The sequence below is a fragment of the Ferrimicrobium acidiphilum DSM 19497 genome (assembly GCF_000949255.1).
Lineage (GTDB): Bacteria > Actinomycetota > Acidimicrobiia > Acidimicrobiales > Acidimicrobiaceae > Ferrimicrobium > Ferrimicrobium acidiphilum.
This window is the reverse complement of record NZ_JXUW01000013.1, coordinates 22731-39491: the sequence shown is the minus strand read 5'-3', so window position 1 is coordinate 39491 and position 16761 is coordinate 22731. Positions and strand designations below refer to the sequence as shown.

Sequence of the window (16761 nt, the reverse complement as noted above, 5' to 3'; positions counted from 1 at the left end):
TAAAGATGCTAGCGGTGGCGGCGCTTCGTGGTTGTTTTCGAATCTTTGAGTTCGCGGCCCTTCTGAGGTATGGTGCTCAGTTGCCGTTATAGACGTTGATCAAGCAATGCTTCGCCGGCCTGGCTGAGTCCGATAAGACGCCATCCGCGATCTATGAAACCCGTTGCTTGCGCCACTCGTGCGGAAGCCGTATTGTTGGGTGCATGAAGGTAGGTAGGGAGCATTCCCTCCTGGAGCACACGTTCGGCAGCCTGAGCGACGAGCGCTTTGGCTAATCCACGCCCACGAGCCTCCGGTTCAGTGACCACCGCCAACTCCCTAACGTAGCGGTCGTGGCGCTTCAGCCCGACTCCGGCTAGCACACGGTCGTGTCTGTCGAGGGCGACCAAGACATCGCCCCCAAAGGGTTTGAGCCATTGGGGCAGATTGGGGTCGTTCGCTGGTAACCAAGTACCTGGGCTACCTAGGTCCGGGACTTTGAAGGCGAAGCGAAAATATGCGATGAAACAGGAGCCAGAACCAAGCCCGATTACGTCTTCGATAAGTCTGGCAACTGATGACAACTCTGATCTAGTGGCGGAAGCGTACGCTAGGTGTGTATCGGTGTCGCGTGGTGTTGAATGGTGTGCTTGGACGAGTTGTTGCTCAGCGGGTTGTTGGAGCGGATTGATCTGGCTCGAGGCTCGAGGCTCGTCATCTGTGTCAAGAGTCTTAAAGAGTGGAGCCAGAATAGGGTCGACGGAGAGAGTAGTCCCATCGGTTGGCGAGAAGACGCCTAGGAATCGCCGTGTCGTGCTGTCCCAGCCGGGCTGTTGGCGTCGAAGAGTTGGTACTAATTGGATCGGTCTCGCTGGTGGCCAGACGCCTAAGAAATCGTCAAGGTGCCGAGAGAGAAGGAGCCAGCCATTGGCGTCGGCGTCCTCGCTGTCATGCGTCAACTTCTCTACCATCAAGTCTAGTCTAGTGCGCAAGTTGGCGAGTAAAAATCAATAAGGGCTGAGTGCTCATGCTTGAAACAACATTGTGCAAGTTCGGCTACAGTGTGGTAGAACGTAGAGGCGAGGATCTTTGGGCCGCACAGCTCGTCCGGTTGAGTTCGTCCATAGCGACCGTCTATTTATATTCATCTAGGGAGTGCTGTTGGCTAGCAATCGGCCGGTTTCTTATTGGCGGCGATCGGGCGAGGACCGTTTTGAACAACGTCAGCTTAACCGTGGGAAATGGGTCAAGCGGGGAATGATTGGCTTTGGGGCGTTGCTGGTGATCTCTATCCCATTCGAGTTTCACGAGTACGCAGCCTCTACAGCACTTAGCACCAAGGAAGTCATCCTTAGAGCGAACGAACTCCAGTTAGGCAGTACACCGGTCGTTGATTATGGCCCGAATGGCAGGGTAGCGGTGCGTCTTTTCGGAACCGGTGCTTGGATCAAACCGGCCGCCAATCACCTGTGTAATACCGTTGGACCCTGGACTGGAGTAGTTGGGCACATCAAGGTCGGTTTCCTGGAGGCCAATGAGGGCGCGACAGCAATCGTGGCGGCATCATGCCAGACTACCGACGGATTGTCTCGGTTAATCGTTGGGCGCTACCGCCCTTCTGGAGTTTTGGCGGCCATAATGCTCCCGTCAGCTAGGCAGGTGACGACCGCTACTGTGATTGCGACCCCATCGACTCTTTATATTAAAAGTCCGGTGTATGCCAACCGGAGTGCCTCTGGTAAATCCTCCGAGACCGTTATTGGATCGCTCTAGCGAGTCCGATTTCCGATCCAACTGCCGATGCCAACGTAGGTATCCGCGGCTTCTAGCTGACAACCACGGCTCCGCTCCGATCTCATGCTATGTTCGGTTCGCTCGCAACCGATCTGGGCATCCACGCCGTGCTCGACTCTATAGCGCAAAATTTAAACTAGGAGTCGGGCCTCTCCTGCGATCACTGACGAAACGGAGCATAGAGACTCACACATCTGCAGTTTCAAGCCGTTCGCTATGTGCCCAACTTGTAGTGGCGTTGCCCAATCTTACCCAAGTTAATTGGTGTTATCTGGCTATGGGGAATGGGGCAGAAGCATGTCGAGCTGAAGATGTCCGACTGGGCATGTAAGCGTGCGCGTAACGCCTTCAATGACCTGGATGCCCTCTACGACCTGGCTACCAATCTCAGAAAGTGTCTCCGCACGCAACAGCACAATAATGTCATAGGGCCCGGTAACGTCGTCGGCGCGAACTACCATAGGCAACGAGCGGATAGCAGGCAGCACCTTGCTTACCTCTCCGATCTCTGTCTGGATTAGGACGTAGGCCTCCACACTTCTCCTTGCCTGTTCTGACCCCTGCGACTAGACTACCGTAGTCGGAGTAGAAAGCGTGGCGATCATCTACAACTTTGGCCTTTTCAGATTGTGGCTGTTCAGATTGCCGATGGCGCTCAAGTGAACTCGGTGCTGTCGTGCTGACAATGCCAGACGTAGCTAGCAAGATGGGTCGATCTATTATGTTTTGGGATCTGGAGCCATAGCTGCCCGCGCTAAATCGAAGGAACGGAGGGCAACAACGCGACTCGCTAGCCAAGAGAAGGGGAGTATCTGAGGATGCATGGGAGTTGGCGGTCGGCAGGTCAAGGACTAGTGGTCGGTTAGGGGTGTCATCGGATTTCAAAGATAACTGGGATCAGACGGTTCTCTATTTTCCGTCTGAGCGCCGTTTTGATTATGATCACCCGATGGCGATGGTGAGGTTGACTCTGCATCGCGATGCGCTAGCGGTGGGTGCCGAGGCGTATTGTGATCCGGTCACCGGCGATTTCGTGCTCTGTTCGCGTGCCTTGATGGAGCGCGGGTTCTGTTGTAGTCTCGGCTGCCGCCATTGCCCCTTCACCGGTGGTCGGCGACCGTTCATGGCTGAATTGTTTCTCGAGTGAGTGTCGGCCACCAAACCCAATGGCAGTTAGAGGCTGTCTCGTTGAGCACGGCTGGCTTGCACGACGCCTGGCCCAAGCTACAGGCTGGGCAGCGATTGTGTCGAATCGTTCAGCCCACCGATCGTGCCTTGGTCCTCGGATCATCCACCAGACAGAGCGAGTTCGATCTCGATCGAGCTCGGCGTCAAGGATTAGCGGTCGTTCGGCGTAACAGCGGCGGTGGGGCTGTTTTAGTCGAACCAGGCGCGCAGATCTGGCTGATGCTGTATCTAGGACTTGATGATCCACTAGTCCCATGGGACCTGGGCCGCTCCTTCTTGTGGTTGGGAGCTGCCGTGCTCGGGCTCCTCCGGGAACTTAGACTCAACGCCACGATGGTCGAGAGTCGGCAACCTCGTACTGCTCTTGGAAGCTTGATCTGTTTTGCGGACCTCGGGTATGGAGAGGTTTCAGTTGATGGCGCCAAGGTACTTGGTCTTGCCCAGCGGCGTTCTCGAGGCCAAGCCTGTTTCCAGCTCTCACTCCTGTGGGAGGAGCGACAGAGCCATCTGCGTGAGCTTTTGGTCGTCGATCCACCCGAAGGAGAATCACTGCGAGTGGCGGGCATAGCACCGCTCGTCGATCTTTCACGTCAAGACGTGCAGAATAGAGTCGTCAAGGCGATCACCGCTCTATAGCAGAACATCTGTACGAACTAGCCCCCGTCGGGCAAACAAATTGTCATGTTTTACCCTCTTCATGCCGAAATTACGTGTGCTGGTGGGGAATTGTGGGGTAAAGTGGGGCCCATTGGTTGGTAGTGGAGAGGGCAGTCGAGTCGGTGTGGCAGACAGGTGAGGTAAAGGCGAAGTTCTTTGGAGGGTATACCCATTCCCTCGACCTCAAAGGTCGACTCACACTCCCCGCGCGCTTCCGTTCCAGCTTCTCTGATCGCTGTTACGCCACCCCGTCGCAGTACGGCGATCCATGCATCGTGATTTGGACGGTCGAAGACTTTGCCACCTTCGTCAATGCGGTACCGCCACTCAGCTGGGACGAGTCGATCGAGCGTCGTCGATTGAGGGACTGGGGGCGTCAGGCTTTTGAGCTGGAGATCGACCGCCTTGGTCGCGTTGGACTACCTCAACCGCTGCGAACACTGGTCGGCCTGGAGCGCGAGGTACTTGTCAATGGAGCATTTGGTACCATCGAGCTCTGGGATCCTGTTCGTTGGGCCGACTATCAAGATGGTGCCCATGAATAGCCAGCGCAGCGACGGTGATTTCGAGAAGACACCAAGCCAGGGAGGTCTCCACTCTCCAGCGGGTTCGACCGATGAGCGGCAGCCGGGTCAGTTCACACACGCCCCGGTTCTCGCAGCAGAGGTAGTGCAGGGTTTTCGCGACCGTCGTACCCCGTCGACCGTCATTGTCGACGCGACCGTCGGGCTCGCTGGTCACTCCCAGCGTATCTTGGATGAACTCGACTGGGCGGAGGTGATCGGAATCGATCGCGACCGTCGGGCACTGGAGCAGGCGCAGGATCGGTTGAGTCGCTACGGCGGTCGGGCACGTTTGGTGCATGCAAGGTTCGGAGAGATTTCGGATGCGGTGGCACCTGTGGCTGCGGTGGCCGGTGTGCTCGCTGATCTTGGTGTCTCGTCGATGCAACTGGATGATCCCGGTCGTGGGTTCTCGTTTCGCTTTGATGCCCCGCTTGATATGCGAATGGACCCAGATGGTGAGGATGCAGATGTTGCTGGGTTTCTGCTAGCGGTGTCCACGAAGGATCTGATCCGGATCTTTCGAGAGAACGGTGTCGGAACTCTCTCAATCAGATATGCCAACGCACTGAAGAGTCAGCTTCCGGTAGCCACCACTGGCGAACTGGCTGAGATCATCGTCTCAGCGACCCCGGCGAGGTTGCGTGGCGGGCGCACACACCCGGCAACAAAGGTCTTTCAGGCTCTACGAGTCAGTGTCAACTACGAAGCTTCCGAGCTCATTCACTTTTTACCTGCAGCACTTGGATTGCTCGATCGAGGGGGTGTCATGCAGGTCATTAGTTACCATTCAGGCGAAGACAGACTCGTCAAGCGCTTCATCCGGCTTGTGGAGACCGGTGGCTGCATCTGCCCACCTAGACTCGGCTGCACCTGCGGAGCTGAGCCGGCAGGGGAGCGCACGACTCGACACGCGATTATCCCCTCCGATGATGAGCTGGCTGCAAATCCTCGCTCTAGGAGCGCGCGTATGCGCGCGCTGCGACGTACCGCTAACGATGTCGCTGACGTTCTCGAACGCTATTGGCAGCAGGTTCCCACATGGCACGGGTAGTCGCGCTTCCACAAAGTCCCACGAGGGAACGCCCGCATCGTCGGCAACCCGAACTGGTATTGGTCAAGTCCCCAGCCCGGGCTGCACGCACCCGGAGCGTTCGCAAAGTCCTGGTGTTCATCACTGTGGTCGCTCTGCTCGGAATGGTGGTCGTGACGCGCATAGCGATCGAGTTAGAGGAGTCGAGTATTGGGCAGCTTAGCGCTGAGATCACGCAGGCACAACGCGTTCAGGGGGATCTAAAACTGGAGGTAGCTCAGCTCTCGTCGCCGCAACGGATCATGAGCTACGCGAGTCAACATCTACATCTCACGCTCCCAAGTTCAGTCGATGTTGTGGCAGGGTCGCACACAAAGAATGCGGTTCCCTTGCCCCAGTCTGCGGCGACCGCGCCGTCGCTTCCTCTCCCAGCTGGGGAGGTGGTCGGTGGTGGCTAAGCGACGCAGTCGACGAACTCGTCTCACCCTGCTGGCATGTGGCGTGGTGACCTTGGCGTTAATCGTTCAGTTATTACGGGTTACGGTGTTGGCATCTCCGAGCTATACCAATCTCGCGACCCAAGAACCGGAGACAACGGTGACTCTTCCAGGATTGCGCGGCTCGATTCTGGCCAGGAACGGGCAAGTACTCGCGATGTCCGAACTGCGGGACACCATCCTGGCTGACCCGCTCCTCATTAAAAATCCGCTTCCGGAGGCGGCGACACTAGCCAAACTGCTTTCGCTGCCAACGGCACAGGTTGAACATGCACTGACTGTTAAGGGCGGATACTCTGTCGTTGCCCAGCTGGTGACGCAGTCAATCGGCTCGAAGATCGAGACGATGGCGCTAAACGGAGTGCTGCCCGGAATCAATGTCGAACCTGGACAAGCTCGCTATTATCCGGCGGGGTCACTGGCTGAGCCAGTGTTAGGGCGTGTTGGGGCTAATGACAATGGTCTCTTTGGACTCGAGTATCAGTATCAAAAGCTGCTTGCAGGCAAGAATGGCTATGCGGTAGAGCAGACGGCAACCGGCAATCTTCCCCTGCCAAATTCGATCGTGAAAAAGCAAGCACCAGTTCAGGGCAGGAGTCTCAAGCTCACGATCGATCCATACCTGCAGGCGTATGCCGAACAGGCGGTTGCCGGTGAGATGCAGAAGACTAACGCGATCGGCGGCACTGCGGTAGTGATGGATGTGGCGACAGGACAGATCCTGGCTATGGTCTCGCTTAGTGCGCCGCCACTCCCTGGGGCAAAGCCGCTGGCTAACGGAGGTCAGCCGGTGGATGTGAAGCGAGCACTGCCGACTCAGAGTTGGATTAACCAAGCGGTAGCGTACAGCTACGAACCCGGATCGGTCGCCAAGATTGCGACCTTCACGGCTGCGCTCCAGGACCACCTTATCACACCGACATCGACTGAGGTTGTCCCTGGCCATCTCAACATAGGTGGTTCTATCTTTCACGACGCTGAACCGCACCCAACTGAGGTTCTCTCCATGGGTCAGATTTTGGCCCAGAGCTCTAATGTCGGCACCATCGAGATTGCGCGACGGCTGGGCCCTGCAAGGCTGCTCGCCTCATTCCAACGCTTCGGTTGGGGCGAACCGACGGGTCTAGCGTTTCCTGGTGAGACTCAAGGATATCTCAAGCCGATCAGCCAATGGTCAGCTACCGCCATCGGATCCACTCCAATCGGACAGGACCAGCTCGTGACTCCACTGCAGATTCTCGACTCCTATAATGCGATCGCCAATGGCGGAGTGATGGTGGCTCCAAAACTTGTCCTCGGTACGGTTGGCTCCAATGGGAAACTTAGCCCACTGAGTTCGCCTGCCCCCCATCGAGTCGTGCCGGCCAGCATCGATAAGGAGATGGTGCATCTTCTCTCTGGCGTTACCGGAGCCAATGCTACCGCCCCGGATGCGACTATCCCGGGTTATGTTGTTGCGGGCAAGACTGGTACCTCACAGAAGCCTTTACACACGCAAGCTGGTTATCAGATGGGTGCCTATTGGGGCACCTTCGTCGGAATGGTGCCAGCTCAACACCCGGTATTGAGTGCGGTGGTGATGTTGGACCAGCCAGTACCTATATATGGTGGAATGACGGCAGCTCCGGTGTTTTCCCAGATCATGCGGTATGCGCTTGCTCGGTATGGTGTCACACCGACAGGCACGATTGATACTTCGTTGTTACCCCACACGGCTAAATCATCCTCCCGAAGGTCGCGCGAGTGACTATCACGGCCACCTTATCCCTATACCATAGTTATGGTTGTGGTCCGGGTTTGGGCGGAGAAGTGGGAGAGACGAGGCATGCCGCGATGACGTTGGGCGAATTGGCTCGTCTACTTGATGCGCAGGTGGTTGGTGAGGGGTTTGAAAACCTGACGGCGCTGGGTCTCGCCATGGATCACCGACTGCTGAATGAGGGTGACGTCTTCGCGGTCGTCCCTGGCTCGCATGTGGATTCGAGCATCTTTGTTGAAGAGGCGGTTCGCAAGGGCGCAGTGGCGCTGCTGGTTGCACATCCACTGACGACGTCCCTTCCTCAGCTGGTCGTCGATCCCAGGCAGCTGCGAGATCGTGTCGCCATGGCGAGCCATCTCGTCTACGGGGAACCTTCGAAAAAGTTGAAGGTCGTTGGAGTGACCGGTACCAACGGTAAGACCACCACCGTCTCCCTGGTCTCGGAGATGCTTGGACTCTTGGGGTGTGGGGTCGGAACCATGGGAACGCTGTGGGGACGACTCACCACGCCCGAGGCTCCGGAGATTGCACGCCGACTCGCACACTTCGTTGACCAAGGCCGAAATTACGCTGCCATGGAGATCTCCTCCATTGCACTATCGATGGACCGAGTGAAGTATCTTCACGTCGATGTGGCGATGTTCACGAATCTATCCCAGGATCATCTGGACTTCCACCCGTCGATGGAGGAGTACTTTGAGGCCAAGGCCTCGCTTTTCCAGCCAAGTTATGCCTCACTCGGAGTGATCAATGCCGATGACACTTGGGGCCAGCGCCTGTTGAAGGTTGCAGGAGTCCCGGTAGTCGGCGTCTCCGACGCCGAGCTTAGTCAGGTAACGTTGGGTCCTTATGGGTTGAGTTTTGATCTCCGTGGCCATCGTTTTGCTGCCCCACTTATTGGCCATCACAACTTGGTCAACCTTCACATGGCCTTGATGGCGATGGAGGCGCTCGGTTTCGAACTAGCAGACCTGGTGGAGGTGGCGAGAGAGGTGCAGGCGCCGCGCGGTCGCTTGGAGCGTGTGCCCAGCCGATATGGTTCTATCTTTATAGATTATGCGCATTCACCTGGCGCCCTGGAGCAAGTTCTGGTGGCGGCGCGGCTGTCTCTAGGTCGAAACGGAAAGCTGCTGATCGTATTCGGTGCTGGCGGGGAGCGCGATCATGGAAAGCGCCCTCTCATGGGTGCGACCGCCGAGCGTCTAGCTGACGTAGTGATTATCACCAGCGATAACCCGCGCTCCGAGGATCCTCAAGCGATCGCCGACGACGTGGCGGCGGGTTGCGTTAATGGGACTAAGCCACGGATCTTACTCGATCGTCGAGTGGCTATCCGTACCGCAGTTGAGGAGCTTGGCGATGAGGATGTGTTGGTGATCGCTGGGAAGGGACACGAGAGGAGCCAGCGAATCGGGACAGCGAGCTATGACTTCGACGACTACGATGAGGCGTTGCGCGCTGTACTAGAACTCAAGGACGGTAAGCGTTGATCGCCATTTTGACCGGCAGTGGTCTCGCTCTGATCGTCGCGATCTTTGTGACGCCGATCCTTATAGATCGGCAACGTTCGCGTGGCGTCGGCCAACAGATCCGTGAGGATGGGCCCAGCAGGCACCTTGTGAAGGCGGGCACACCGACTATGGGTGGGATCGCCATCCTGATCGCCATCGTGCTCAGTTATATGCTGGTCCATATTCACTTGGGTGTGAGTTTTTCACGTTCTGGGATTCTGGTCGTCGGCGTCACGGTGTTCTCTGGCATCATTGGCTTGATCGACGATCTTCTCAAGGTTCGTAATCGACGTAGCCTTGGACTTACGAAGTTGGCCAAGTTTGGAAGCCAAGTGCTTGTGGCTACTCTGTTTGCTTTGTTGGCCCACTTTTGGGCCCACGTCCCGACTGCGATTTCATTCGTTCGGCTTGGGAGCTTGAGTATTGGTCTCGGAACGGTGGGATGGTGTATCTTCGCTGTTCTTGTAGTCGTCGGCACCTCCAATGCAGTTAACTTGACCGATGGTCTTGATGGTCTTGCCTCAGGAGCCGCGATCTTCGCCTTCGCTGCCATGGCTCTGATCTCCTATTGGATGTTCCGACACGTCGCAGCCTATAAGGTCCACGATGCTCTTGATCTGGCTGCGTTGGCCGTCTGTTTCGTCGGAGCGATTCTCGGCTTCCTCTGGTGGAATGCACCTCCAGCTAAGATCTTCATGGGTGATGCCGGTTCGCTGGCGATCGGGAGTGGGCTTGGAGCCTTCGCGCTTGTGCTGAGGGTCGATCTTCTGTTGCTGTTGCTCGGCGGGCTTTTCGTGGTCGAGACACTCAGCGTTATTGCGCAGGTGTTCTCCTTCCGAGTCTTTCATCGGCGTGTCCTCAAGATGGCGCCTATCCACCATCATTTTGAACTCTATGGTTGGCCAGAGACGACGGTTTTGATTCGCTTGTGGATCTTTGCAGGTGTAGCCACGGCGATTGCCGTAGGTGCCTTCTATGCCGACTTCCTCTCGCTCGGGAGTTTTGGGCGATGAATCTTTTCGGGGCTCGGGTCCTGATCGTCGGCATGGGTGTGAGTGGACATGGAGTGGCAGAGGCGCTCAGGAGCTGTGGAGTTCGCCTTTCGCTTGCTGAGGATGTCGAAGAACTGCGCCTAGAGGCGATCCAGAGCGCGTATTTTGAATCAACCGGAACTATTGCCGAACTCATCGATTCACCCTGGGACCTTGTGGTGGTATCCCCAGGTATTTCGCCACTGCGACTTGGACGAGAGCCCCAGGCTGGCAGCGTGATTGGCGAACTCGAGCTGGGATGGCTCCTTGCAGATGCACCGGTTAGTGCGATCACTGGCACCAATGGCAAGACTACGGTTGCTACCTTGACCTCGTTGATGCTTGGAGAGACCGCGGTGCTCTGTGGCAACGCCGGTGTCTCTTTCGCGGCGGTAGCCCAGTCATCTGCATCACGATACGTAGTCGAGGCGAGTTCCTTTCAGCTTACCTGGGCACCGACTTTTTCCCCTGCATCCGCAACCTGGACTAACTTCACCCCAGACCACCTTGATTGGCACGGGAGTTTGGGGGAGTATAGGCGGGCAAAGGCTAAGCTTTTTGCCCAGCTTGCCCCTGGTAGTACCGCTATCCTCAATGCGGATGATCCAGTTGTCTTGTCGACCCCTCTTCCCGAGGGGGTAAGACGTGTGACCTTCTCCATCGAGGGTGAGGCGGACTATATGCTGCGAAACGGCAGCTTGCTGGGACCCTGCGAGGTCGAACTGATGCCGGTGGCTAGCCTTGGACGTTCAGGTCCCATCGCGGTCGCCAATGCTCTGGCTGCATGGGCGACGGCTGACGTTGCCGGGGTAGAGCTTGACCGGGTTCGAGCCACACTTGTGGAGTTCACCGGGCTCGAACATCGTCAGGAACAGGTCGGTGAGATCAACGGGATTGTCTATGTCAATGACTCCAAGGCGACTACACCAGTAGCCGCAGCAGCGGGGATCATGTCCTTCGATCATGTCATCTTGATAGCTGGGGGACGTGGCAAGGGACTATCGTTTGAACCGATGGCTGCGGTTGCGAATCGGGTGCGTTGTGTGGTGGCCATAGGCGAATGTGGTCCAGAAGTAGCGGCGCTCTTTCGTAGCCATAACGTCCCCGTCAAGCTGGCTAATTCTATGCGCGAGGCGGTGGCGCTGGCCTCAGCCGAGGCTCGCTCTGGTGATGTGGTCTTGCTCGGTCCTGGTGCTGCCTCATTTGATTGGTATCGCAGCTATGCCCATCGTGGGTCGGACTTTAAAGCATTGGTGCGTGAACGTCTCGCTGGGGCGGCCCACCAGACTCGAGAGGGATCGACAGATGTATCGTCTGCCCAAGATCATGAGAGTGACACTGGACGAGAGCAGCGATCGAGGCGGCGAAGGGAAGGGCAATGACAACCTATGTCCGCAACGCGGTAGACAAGATTCGACTCCGCTCTACCTTCTACTGGTTGCTGGTGATTTTGGTCGCGGTAGGAGCCATACTCGAGGTCGCTGCAGCCTATGTCGCCACCATAGCCACTCATAGCTCAATAACTTCGTTGATCGGGCACGAACTTCTCTGGCTGGTAATCGGGGGGCTTGCATTCGCCATCATGCAAGCGGTGCCGTTGAGAGTATGGCTCAAGCTGTCGCCAATTTTCTTGCTGTTAGCGGCTGCCATGTTACTCGCCGTTATGGTTCCTGGTATCGGTCGCAGCGTGGGTGGGGCCCATCGTTGGTTTCAACTTGGCCCGATTCAGGTGCAGCCTTCAGAGTTTGCCAAGCTCGCACTCGTGCTGTTCCTGGCCAACCTTGTCGCTAAACGTCGTCCGACCCAGCTGGTGGGACCAGTAATTGTCGTAACCGCTCTGATGGCTGGTGTCATCTTCCTCGAGCCTGATATGGGGACCGCGATGATAGTCTTCTCGCTTGGGATGGCGGCACTCTATGTCGGTGATGTTCGAGGTCGAGCATTGGCCGTCGTGACCGGTGGCTCCATACTCGCTGGAATCATAGGCGCGTTCTCCAGCAACTATCGTCGATTGCGGTTGCTCTCGTTTCTGAACCCATGGAAATATCGAATGAGCTACTCCTATCAGGAGGTTCAGGCGTTGAACTCCTTCGCCTCGGGTCACTTTCTTGGGACCGGACTAGGCACAGGTTTGGCGAACTGGGGGTACGTGCCCAATGCTCAGACCGATTTCATCTTTGCTGTGGTGGGACAGGATTTTGGGCTTCTTGGTTCGGTCGTGGTCCTCTTACTGCTTGTATCCTTGGCGATCGCTGTTTTCCGAGTTTCTGAACAGCTGACTCAACCTAGCGAACGTGCTCTGACGTTCTTGATAGCGGTGTGGCTGCTGGTTCAGATGACGCTCAACATAGGGGCGGTGATCGGGCTGTTGCCGGTCACGGGCGTCCCGTTGCCTTTGATCTCCGCCGGGGGCTCTTCGACCGTGGTTACCTTGGCTGCACTCGGGTTGGTGAGTGGGATCCTCCGAAGAAGGAGGTTGACATGAGCCGCGTTGTTTGGGTTGTGGCTGGCGGCACCGCTGGTCACATACATGCCGGTCTGTCGGTGATAGAGGCTTTCGATGACGACGTGCATCCAATACTCATTACCACCGACCGCGAGGTCGACTATGAGGTGACTGAGGGCCTGAACCTGGAGGTCATCCGGGTGCGTGGCGCTGGGTTGCCGCACGGCGCGCGCGGTATCTTTGCAGCCGTGGTGACGAATGTAGTGGCTATCTCGCACAATTTGGCCCAGTTGCGATCGTTGGCACGACCGGATCTAGTGATTAGCTTTGGCGGTTTCCATACTCCGCTGGTGTCGTTGTTAGCACGAGTGCGCGGTGCACGTTCTTATCTACTTGAACAGAACGCCGCCCTGACCCGTTCGAATCGCCTAGTTGGTCTATGGTCATCACGGATTTTCCTGGCATGGCCGGTCTCACTGCCTAAGTCGTGGTTGAGACGAGCGGCTGTTGTTGGAAATCCTCCAAGACGAGAGTTGCTCAAACTAACCGACCGACAGGCGGTGCGCGCATCTTTGGGGTTTGACGCCGATGATATCCTTGTCGTGGTGACCTCGGGTTCACTGGGGGCGCGCAGCGTCAATGTTGCTACCTTGGAGGCTGCTGAGCTCCTGGCATCCGACGATCACGTTAGGATAGTCCACAGCATGGGTTCAAAAAATGCGCTCGGTGAGCCACGGTCGCAGACAGGGACGGGTATGGCGAACAAGCATTACCACTCACTCGGTTACGACTCCGGACTCTATCGATATCTGATGGCGGCCGATCTCGTCGTCGCTCGGGCAGGGGCGAGCACGCTCACAGAGATCGCCCTTTTTGGCGTGCCATCGATCTTGATACCGTTGCCACTTTCGCCTAATGATCACCAAAACCGCAATGCTGATATCTTTGTACGTGCTGGCGCATCGGTCGTCATTGACGATGACAACTTGACGGGCCAGGTGCTTGCGACAGCCCTCGGTGAGCTCATAGCAGACGAGACGCGTCGAGTTCGTATGGGGTTGGCGGCCAAGCGGCTGGCCCACCCTGATGCAGCGAGACTGATCTGGGAAGAGATGGTACAAGCATGAGTTTGCTCGAGCACGTCGACCAGGTGCATGTCGTTGGAATCGGTGGTGCTGGCATGAGTGCGCTCGCCTCATTACTGCTAGAGGCTGGCTATCGGGTTACCGGCTCTGACTTGAAGGAGTCGGCAGTAATGGAGCGTCTTCGCCTCCTCGGTGCCGATGTGTTCCTGGGCCATGATGGGGCCCATATCCAAGGGGCTCAGCTGGTCGCTTACTCAAGCGCGATAGCTCCGACCAACGTAGAGCTCGTCGCTAGTCGTTCCCATGGCGTTCCCACTGTGTCGAGAGCGGAGCTTTTGGTGGCGCTTACCGATGGGCGTGAGGTCATCGCTATCTCTGGGACTCATGGGAAGACCACGACCACGTCGATGATCGGTCTTTCACTCGCTCAAGCCGGCTACAACCCAAGTTACGTCATAGGTGCTGAGTTGAATGAGGCTGGAGCGTCAGGTCACTACGGGGCGTCTGAGCTCATGGTGGTCGAGGCCGACGAGAGCGATGGCACCTTCTTGAAGCTCAAACCCGCCCTAAGCGTTCTCACCAATGTCGAGCCTGATCACCTAGATTTCTATGGCGATTTCGATCACCTTCAACAGGCTTTCGCCCAGTTCGCTCTGGGCTCGCGTCTTCCTCCGGTGCTCTGTATAGAGGATCCATTTTTGGCTCGACTTGCGACTCAGATGGAGTGCCGAAGCTATGGATTTTCAGAGTCTGCTATGTTTCAAATCAAGAATGTCTCGATGTCTCCTATGGGTTCTGGGTTTGAGTTGTTCGAGCACCGAAAGAGACTTGGAAGTGTTGAACTCTCCGTGCTCGGCCTGCACAACATTTTGAACGCCACCGCAGCAATCGCTGCTATTGGTGCTTTTGGTGTCTCTCTCGACGAGATCGCGCCATCGCTTAGCCGTTATTTGGGGGTTGCGCGTCGGTTCCAACATAGGAGGATTCTTGATTCGGTGAGGATCATCGATGACTATGCCCATCTACCGAGCGAGCTGGTATCGACTATCGCTGCTGCCCGACAGCTTGGTGCTCGTCGGGTGGTGGCAGTCTTCCAACCCCACCGATACTCGAGGACGCTCGCGATTGCAGAGGAGCTTGGTGAGGCGCTCACCGGGGCGGACGTTGCGATTATCACCGATGTCTATGCCGCGGGCGAGGAGCCTATCCCTGGCGTAAGTGGAGAGGCGGTCTACGCTGCAGCGCGGCGTGTTCTCGGTGATCGTGCGTATTACTGTGCCTCGCGTCATGAGTTAGCTCAGATGGTGCGTGCGCTCCTAGAGGACGATGATGTCTGTCTAACCCTTGGAGCTGGTGATATCACCATGCTCGACACGGAGTTAGCGGATGCGTGGTGATTAAGTGTCACATAACCTCCAGGCTACGATCGATAGATTGCGGGCGGTCGGCTTTTTCGTCATGGAAGATGCCCCGTTCGGAGCAAGGACTACCTATCGTGTTGGTGGTGTGGCGGCAGCTGGAGTGGAGCTTGCATCTGTCGAGGAGCTAGAGCGGCTTGGATCTGTACTCGCAGATTGCGAGGAGACTTTGTCGATGTTCGTGCTTGGTCGTGGATCCAACGTTCTGGTGTCCGATCGAGGGTTCTCTGGTTTGCTCATCAGTTTGGGTGCTGGGTTCTCATGGTTAAGCCAGGATGGGAACCGGGTTGAGCTTGGTGCTGCCTCTCCGCTGCCGGTGATGGCACGTCGAATTGCAAAGTTAGGACTCACCGGGTTCAGCTGGGCGGTTGGTGTGCCCGGCAGTGTTGGTGGAGCCGTGCGCATGAACGCGGGTGGACATGGTCATGTGCTGGCTGAGACTTTGGAGGCGGCGCTGGTCATCGATCTGGCCTCTGAGGGATCACCCAGTTGGCGCGAGGCCAAGACGCTGCAGCTCGATTACCGTTCGTCTTCGATTCAAGCTAATCAGGTGGTACTTGCGGCGCGACTTGAGCTAGGCCCAGGTGATCCAGAGGTGGAGCTCATGAAGGTCAATGAGATCGTCGCCTGGCGACGGGCACATCAGCCTGGTGGTCAAAACGCAGGTTCGGTGTTCGTGAATCCGGTCAGCGTACCAGCAGCACGTTTGATCGAGGAGTGTGGACTCAAAGGAGTACGATACCGAAGTGCTTCGGTGTCGGACAAGCATGCAAATTTCATTCAGGCTGATCCGGGAGGTTCGGCCGATGATGTCTACGCCCTGATGCAAACCGTGCGAGAGCGTGTAGAGCACCAGACGGGAATGGAACTCACGTCGGAGGTGAGATTAGTGGGGTTTAGTTAGTTACTAGGTTGTGAGGAGCCCAACATGACCAAGGAGTTACGCAAGGAACCACACCGGCGTGTTATTCCGACGATGAATACGACAAAATCAGGGTCCAAGCGCTCATCTAAGCCGCGTAGCGCCCGGAAGGTCGGGTCTCGCTCAGGTCGTCAAGTTAGCGTCGGCCGTCGCCGTGTTGTGGTCGTGGCCTTCGCGGTGGTGGTGATATTGACCGGAGCCGTTTGGTGTTATGTTGGTCCTGTTTTTCGTGTCCGTTCGATCCTCGTTCTAGGTGGCAGCATGACGCAGCGGGCGAGCGCTAATGACCGGCTTACCGAAATGTTGTTACACCGTCATGTCTGGTCGATCAATGCCAGTCGGGTGCAAGTCGCATTTGCGAATCTGCCACAGCTCCGAGGCGAGGTTCGTCTGCAAGCGCTGCATATTGATTGGCCATCTTCGGTGGTGGTCGAGTTGTCTCGAGTGCCTTTGGTGGGCCGATTGCAGCAAGGCTATGCACTTACACAGGCTGGGTTTGTAGCTGCCTCTAATTCGCCGAATGTCGGATCCAAATTTTCGGTCTGCCCGATAACGACGAGCACCTCATCGCTTAGATGCCAGTGGCATCCACATATAGGAGAGAGGCTCCCTGCTCCGCTTGTTGCGGTTCTATCTGCACTCCAGCAAGCAGAGCAGCAGGGGTCACCGATCTCAGTGTATGACGTACGCAAGATTGGCGTTGTTCTTCGTCTCTCAGACTCTAGGGAGTGTGTCCTTGGGACTGCGAGCCAGCCTCGAGCCCAGATACGCTCCTGTCTAGGATTTTCTACGCCTAGAGCAGTTCTCGACGTGATAAACCCAAATAGTCCAGCGGTTCTCCTCAACGATCGTGTAGGCTAGTCAGATTCAAAGGTACC

At 56.8% G+C, this 16761-nt stretch carries 17 protein-coding genes; 15 read left to right on the top strand and 2 right to left on the bottom strand.

All coding sequences use genetic code 11. The features are described 5' to 3' along the window. Window positions 1–86: 86 nt before the first annotated feature. Window positions 87–950, bottom strand: a complete 864-nt coding sequence (locus tag FEAC_RS07555; RefSeq protein WP_081901107.1) for a GNAT family N-acetyltransferase — start codon at window positions 948–950, stop codon at window positions 87–89. A 190-nt stretch (window positions 951–1140) separates the two neighbouring features. Here FEAC_RS07555 and FEAC_RS07550 point away from each other — a divergent pair, with 190 nt between their 5' ends. Further along, entirely contained in the window at window positions 1141–1752 is a 612-nt protein-coding gene (locus FEAC_RS07550; RefSeq protein ID WP_152623138.1) for a hypothetical protein, read from the top strand. Between the two features lie 296 nt (window positions 1753–2048). Here FEAC_RS07550 and FEAC_RS07545 read toward each other — a convergent pair whose 3' ends face one another. After that, complete coding sequence (locus tag FEAC_RS07545; protein ID WP_035389627.1) at window positions 2049–2309, bottom strand: Lrp/AsnC family transcriptional regulator; 261 nt, start codon at window positions 2307–2309, stop codon at window positions 2049–2051. A 293-nt stretch (window positions 2310–2602) separates the two neighbouring features. Between FEAC_RS07545 and FEAC_RS15810 the strand changes: the two genes are divergently transcribed. From FEAC_RS15810 to FEAC_RS07475, 14 genes are all read left to right on the top strand, one after another. Next, window positions 2603–2920: a DUF5522 domain-containing protein gene (locus FEAC_RS15810; RefSeq protein WP_035389625.1), complete on the top strand. Its 318-nt coding sequence runs from the start codon at window positions 2603–2605 to the stop codon at window positions 2918–2920. 41 nt (window positions 2921–2961) lie between these two features. After that, window positions 2962–3597 (top strand): lipoate--protein ligase family protein, encoded by a 636-nt coding sequence (locus FEAC_RS07535; RefSeq protein ID WP_160290356.1) that lies wholly within the window; start codon window positions 2962–2964, stop codon window positions 3595–3597. 122 nt (window positions 3598–3719) lie between these two features. After that, window positions 3720–4163, top strand: a complete 444-nt coding sequence (locus FEAC_RS07530; RefSeq protein WP_052566002.1) for a division/cell wall cluster transcriptional repressor MraZ — start codon at window positions 3720–3722, stop codon at window positions 4161–4163. Then, window positions 4156–5235: a 16S rRNA (cytosine(1402)-N(4))-methyltransferase RsmH gene (gene rsmH / locus FEAC_RS07525; protein WP_052566001.1), complete on the top strand. Its 1080-nt coding sequence runs from the start codon at window positions 4156–4158 to the stop codon at window positions 5233–5235. The genes FEAC_RS07530 and rsmH overlap by 8 nt, the downstream gene beginning before the upstream one ends. Beyond that, the gene (gene ftsL / locus FEAC_RS15185) at window positions 5223–5672 is read left to right on the top strand and encodes a cell division protein FtsL (protein WP_035389622.1); all 450 of its coding nucleotides are present in this window, start codon (window positions 5223–5225) and stop codon (window positions 5670–5672) included. The genes rsmH and ftsL overlap by 13 nt, the downstream gene beginning before the upstream one ends. After that, window positions 5665–7458 (top strand): peptidoglycan D,D-transpeptidase FtsI family protein, encoded by a 1794-nt coding sequence (locus tag FEAC_RS07515; RefSeq protein WP_035389620.1) that lies wholly within the window; start codon window positions 5665–5667, stop codon window positions 7456–7458. The genes ftsL and FEAC_RS07515 overlap by 8 nt, the downstream gene beginning before the upstream one ends. Before the next feature lie 86 nt (window positions 7459–7544). Beyond that, window positions 7545–8960 (top strand): UDP-N-acetylmuramoyl-L-alanyl-D-glutamate--2,6-diaminopimelate ligase, encoded by a 1416-nt coding sequence (locus tag FEAC_RS07510; RefSeq protein WP_035389618.1) that lies wholly within the window; start codon window positions 7545–7547, stop codon window positions 8958–8960. Next, a complete protein-coding gene (gene mraY, locus FEAC_RS07505) occupies window positions 8957–9994 on the top strand; it encodes a phospho-N-acetylmuramoyl-pentapeptide-transferase (protein WP_035389616.1) in 1038 nt (345 codons plus the stop codon). Before FEAC_RS07510 ends, mraY begins: the two co-directional genes overlap by 4 nt. After that, a complete protein-coding gene (gene murD / locus FEAC_RS07500) occupies window positions 9991–11394 on the top strand; it encodes a UDP-N-acetylmuramoyl-L-alanine--D-glutamate ligase (RefSeq protein WP_052565999.1) in 1404 nt (467 codons plus the stop codon). Before mraY ends, murD begins: the two co-directional genes overlap by 4 nt. After that, a complete protein-coding gene (locus FEAC_RS07495; RefSeq protein WP_052565998.1) occupies window positions 11391–12497 on the top strand; it encodes an FtsW/RodA/SpoVE family cell cycle protein in 1107 nt (368 codons plus the stop codon). The genes murD and FEAC_RS07495 overlap by 4 nt, the downstream gene beginning before the upstream one ends. After that, window positions 12494–13585: a UDP-N-acetylglucosamine--N-acetylmuramyl-(pentapeptide) pyrophosphoryl-undecaprenol N-acetylglucosamine transferase gene (locus FEAC_RS07490; RefSeq protein WP_035389614.1), complete on the top strand. Its 1092-nt coding sequence runs from the start codon at window positions 12494–12496 to the stop codon at window positions 13583–13585. Before FEAC_RS07495 ends, FEAC_RS07490 begins: the two co-directional genes overlap by 4 nt. Continuing rightward, entirely contained in the window at window positions 13582–14940 is a 1359-nt protein-coding gene (gene murC, locus FEAC_RS07485) for a UDP-N-acetylmuramate--L-alanine ligase (protein ID WP_052565997.1), read from the top strand. Before FEAC_RS07490 ends, murC begins: the two co-directional genes overlap by 4 nt. A gap of 4 nt (window positions 14941–14944) precedes the next feature. Further along, window positions 14945–15865 (top strand): UDP-N-acetylmuramate dehydrogenase, encoded by a 921-nt coding sequence (gene murB, locus FEAC_RS07480; RefSeq protein ID WP_052565995.1) that lies wholly within the window; start codon window positions 14945–14947, stop codon window positions 15863–15865. A gap of 24 nt (window positions 15866–15889) precedes the next feature. Further along, window positions 15890–16744 carry a cell division protein FtsQ/DivIB gene (locus FEAC_RS07475; protein ID WP_035389613.1) on the top strand — a complete coding sequence of 285 codons (855 nt, stop codon included), beginning with the start codon at window positions 15890–15892 and terminating at the stop codon, window positions 16742–16744. Window positions 16745–16761 lie beyond the last annotated feature (17 nt).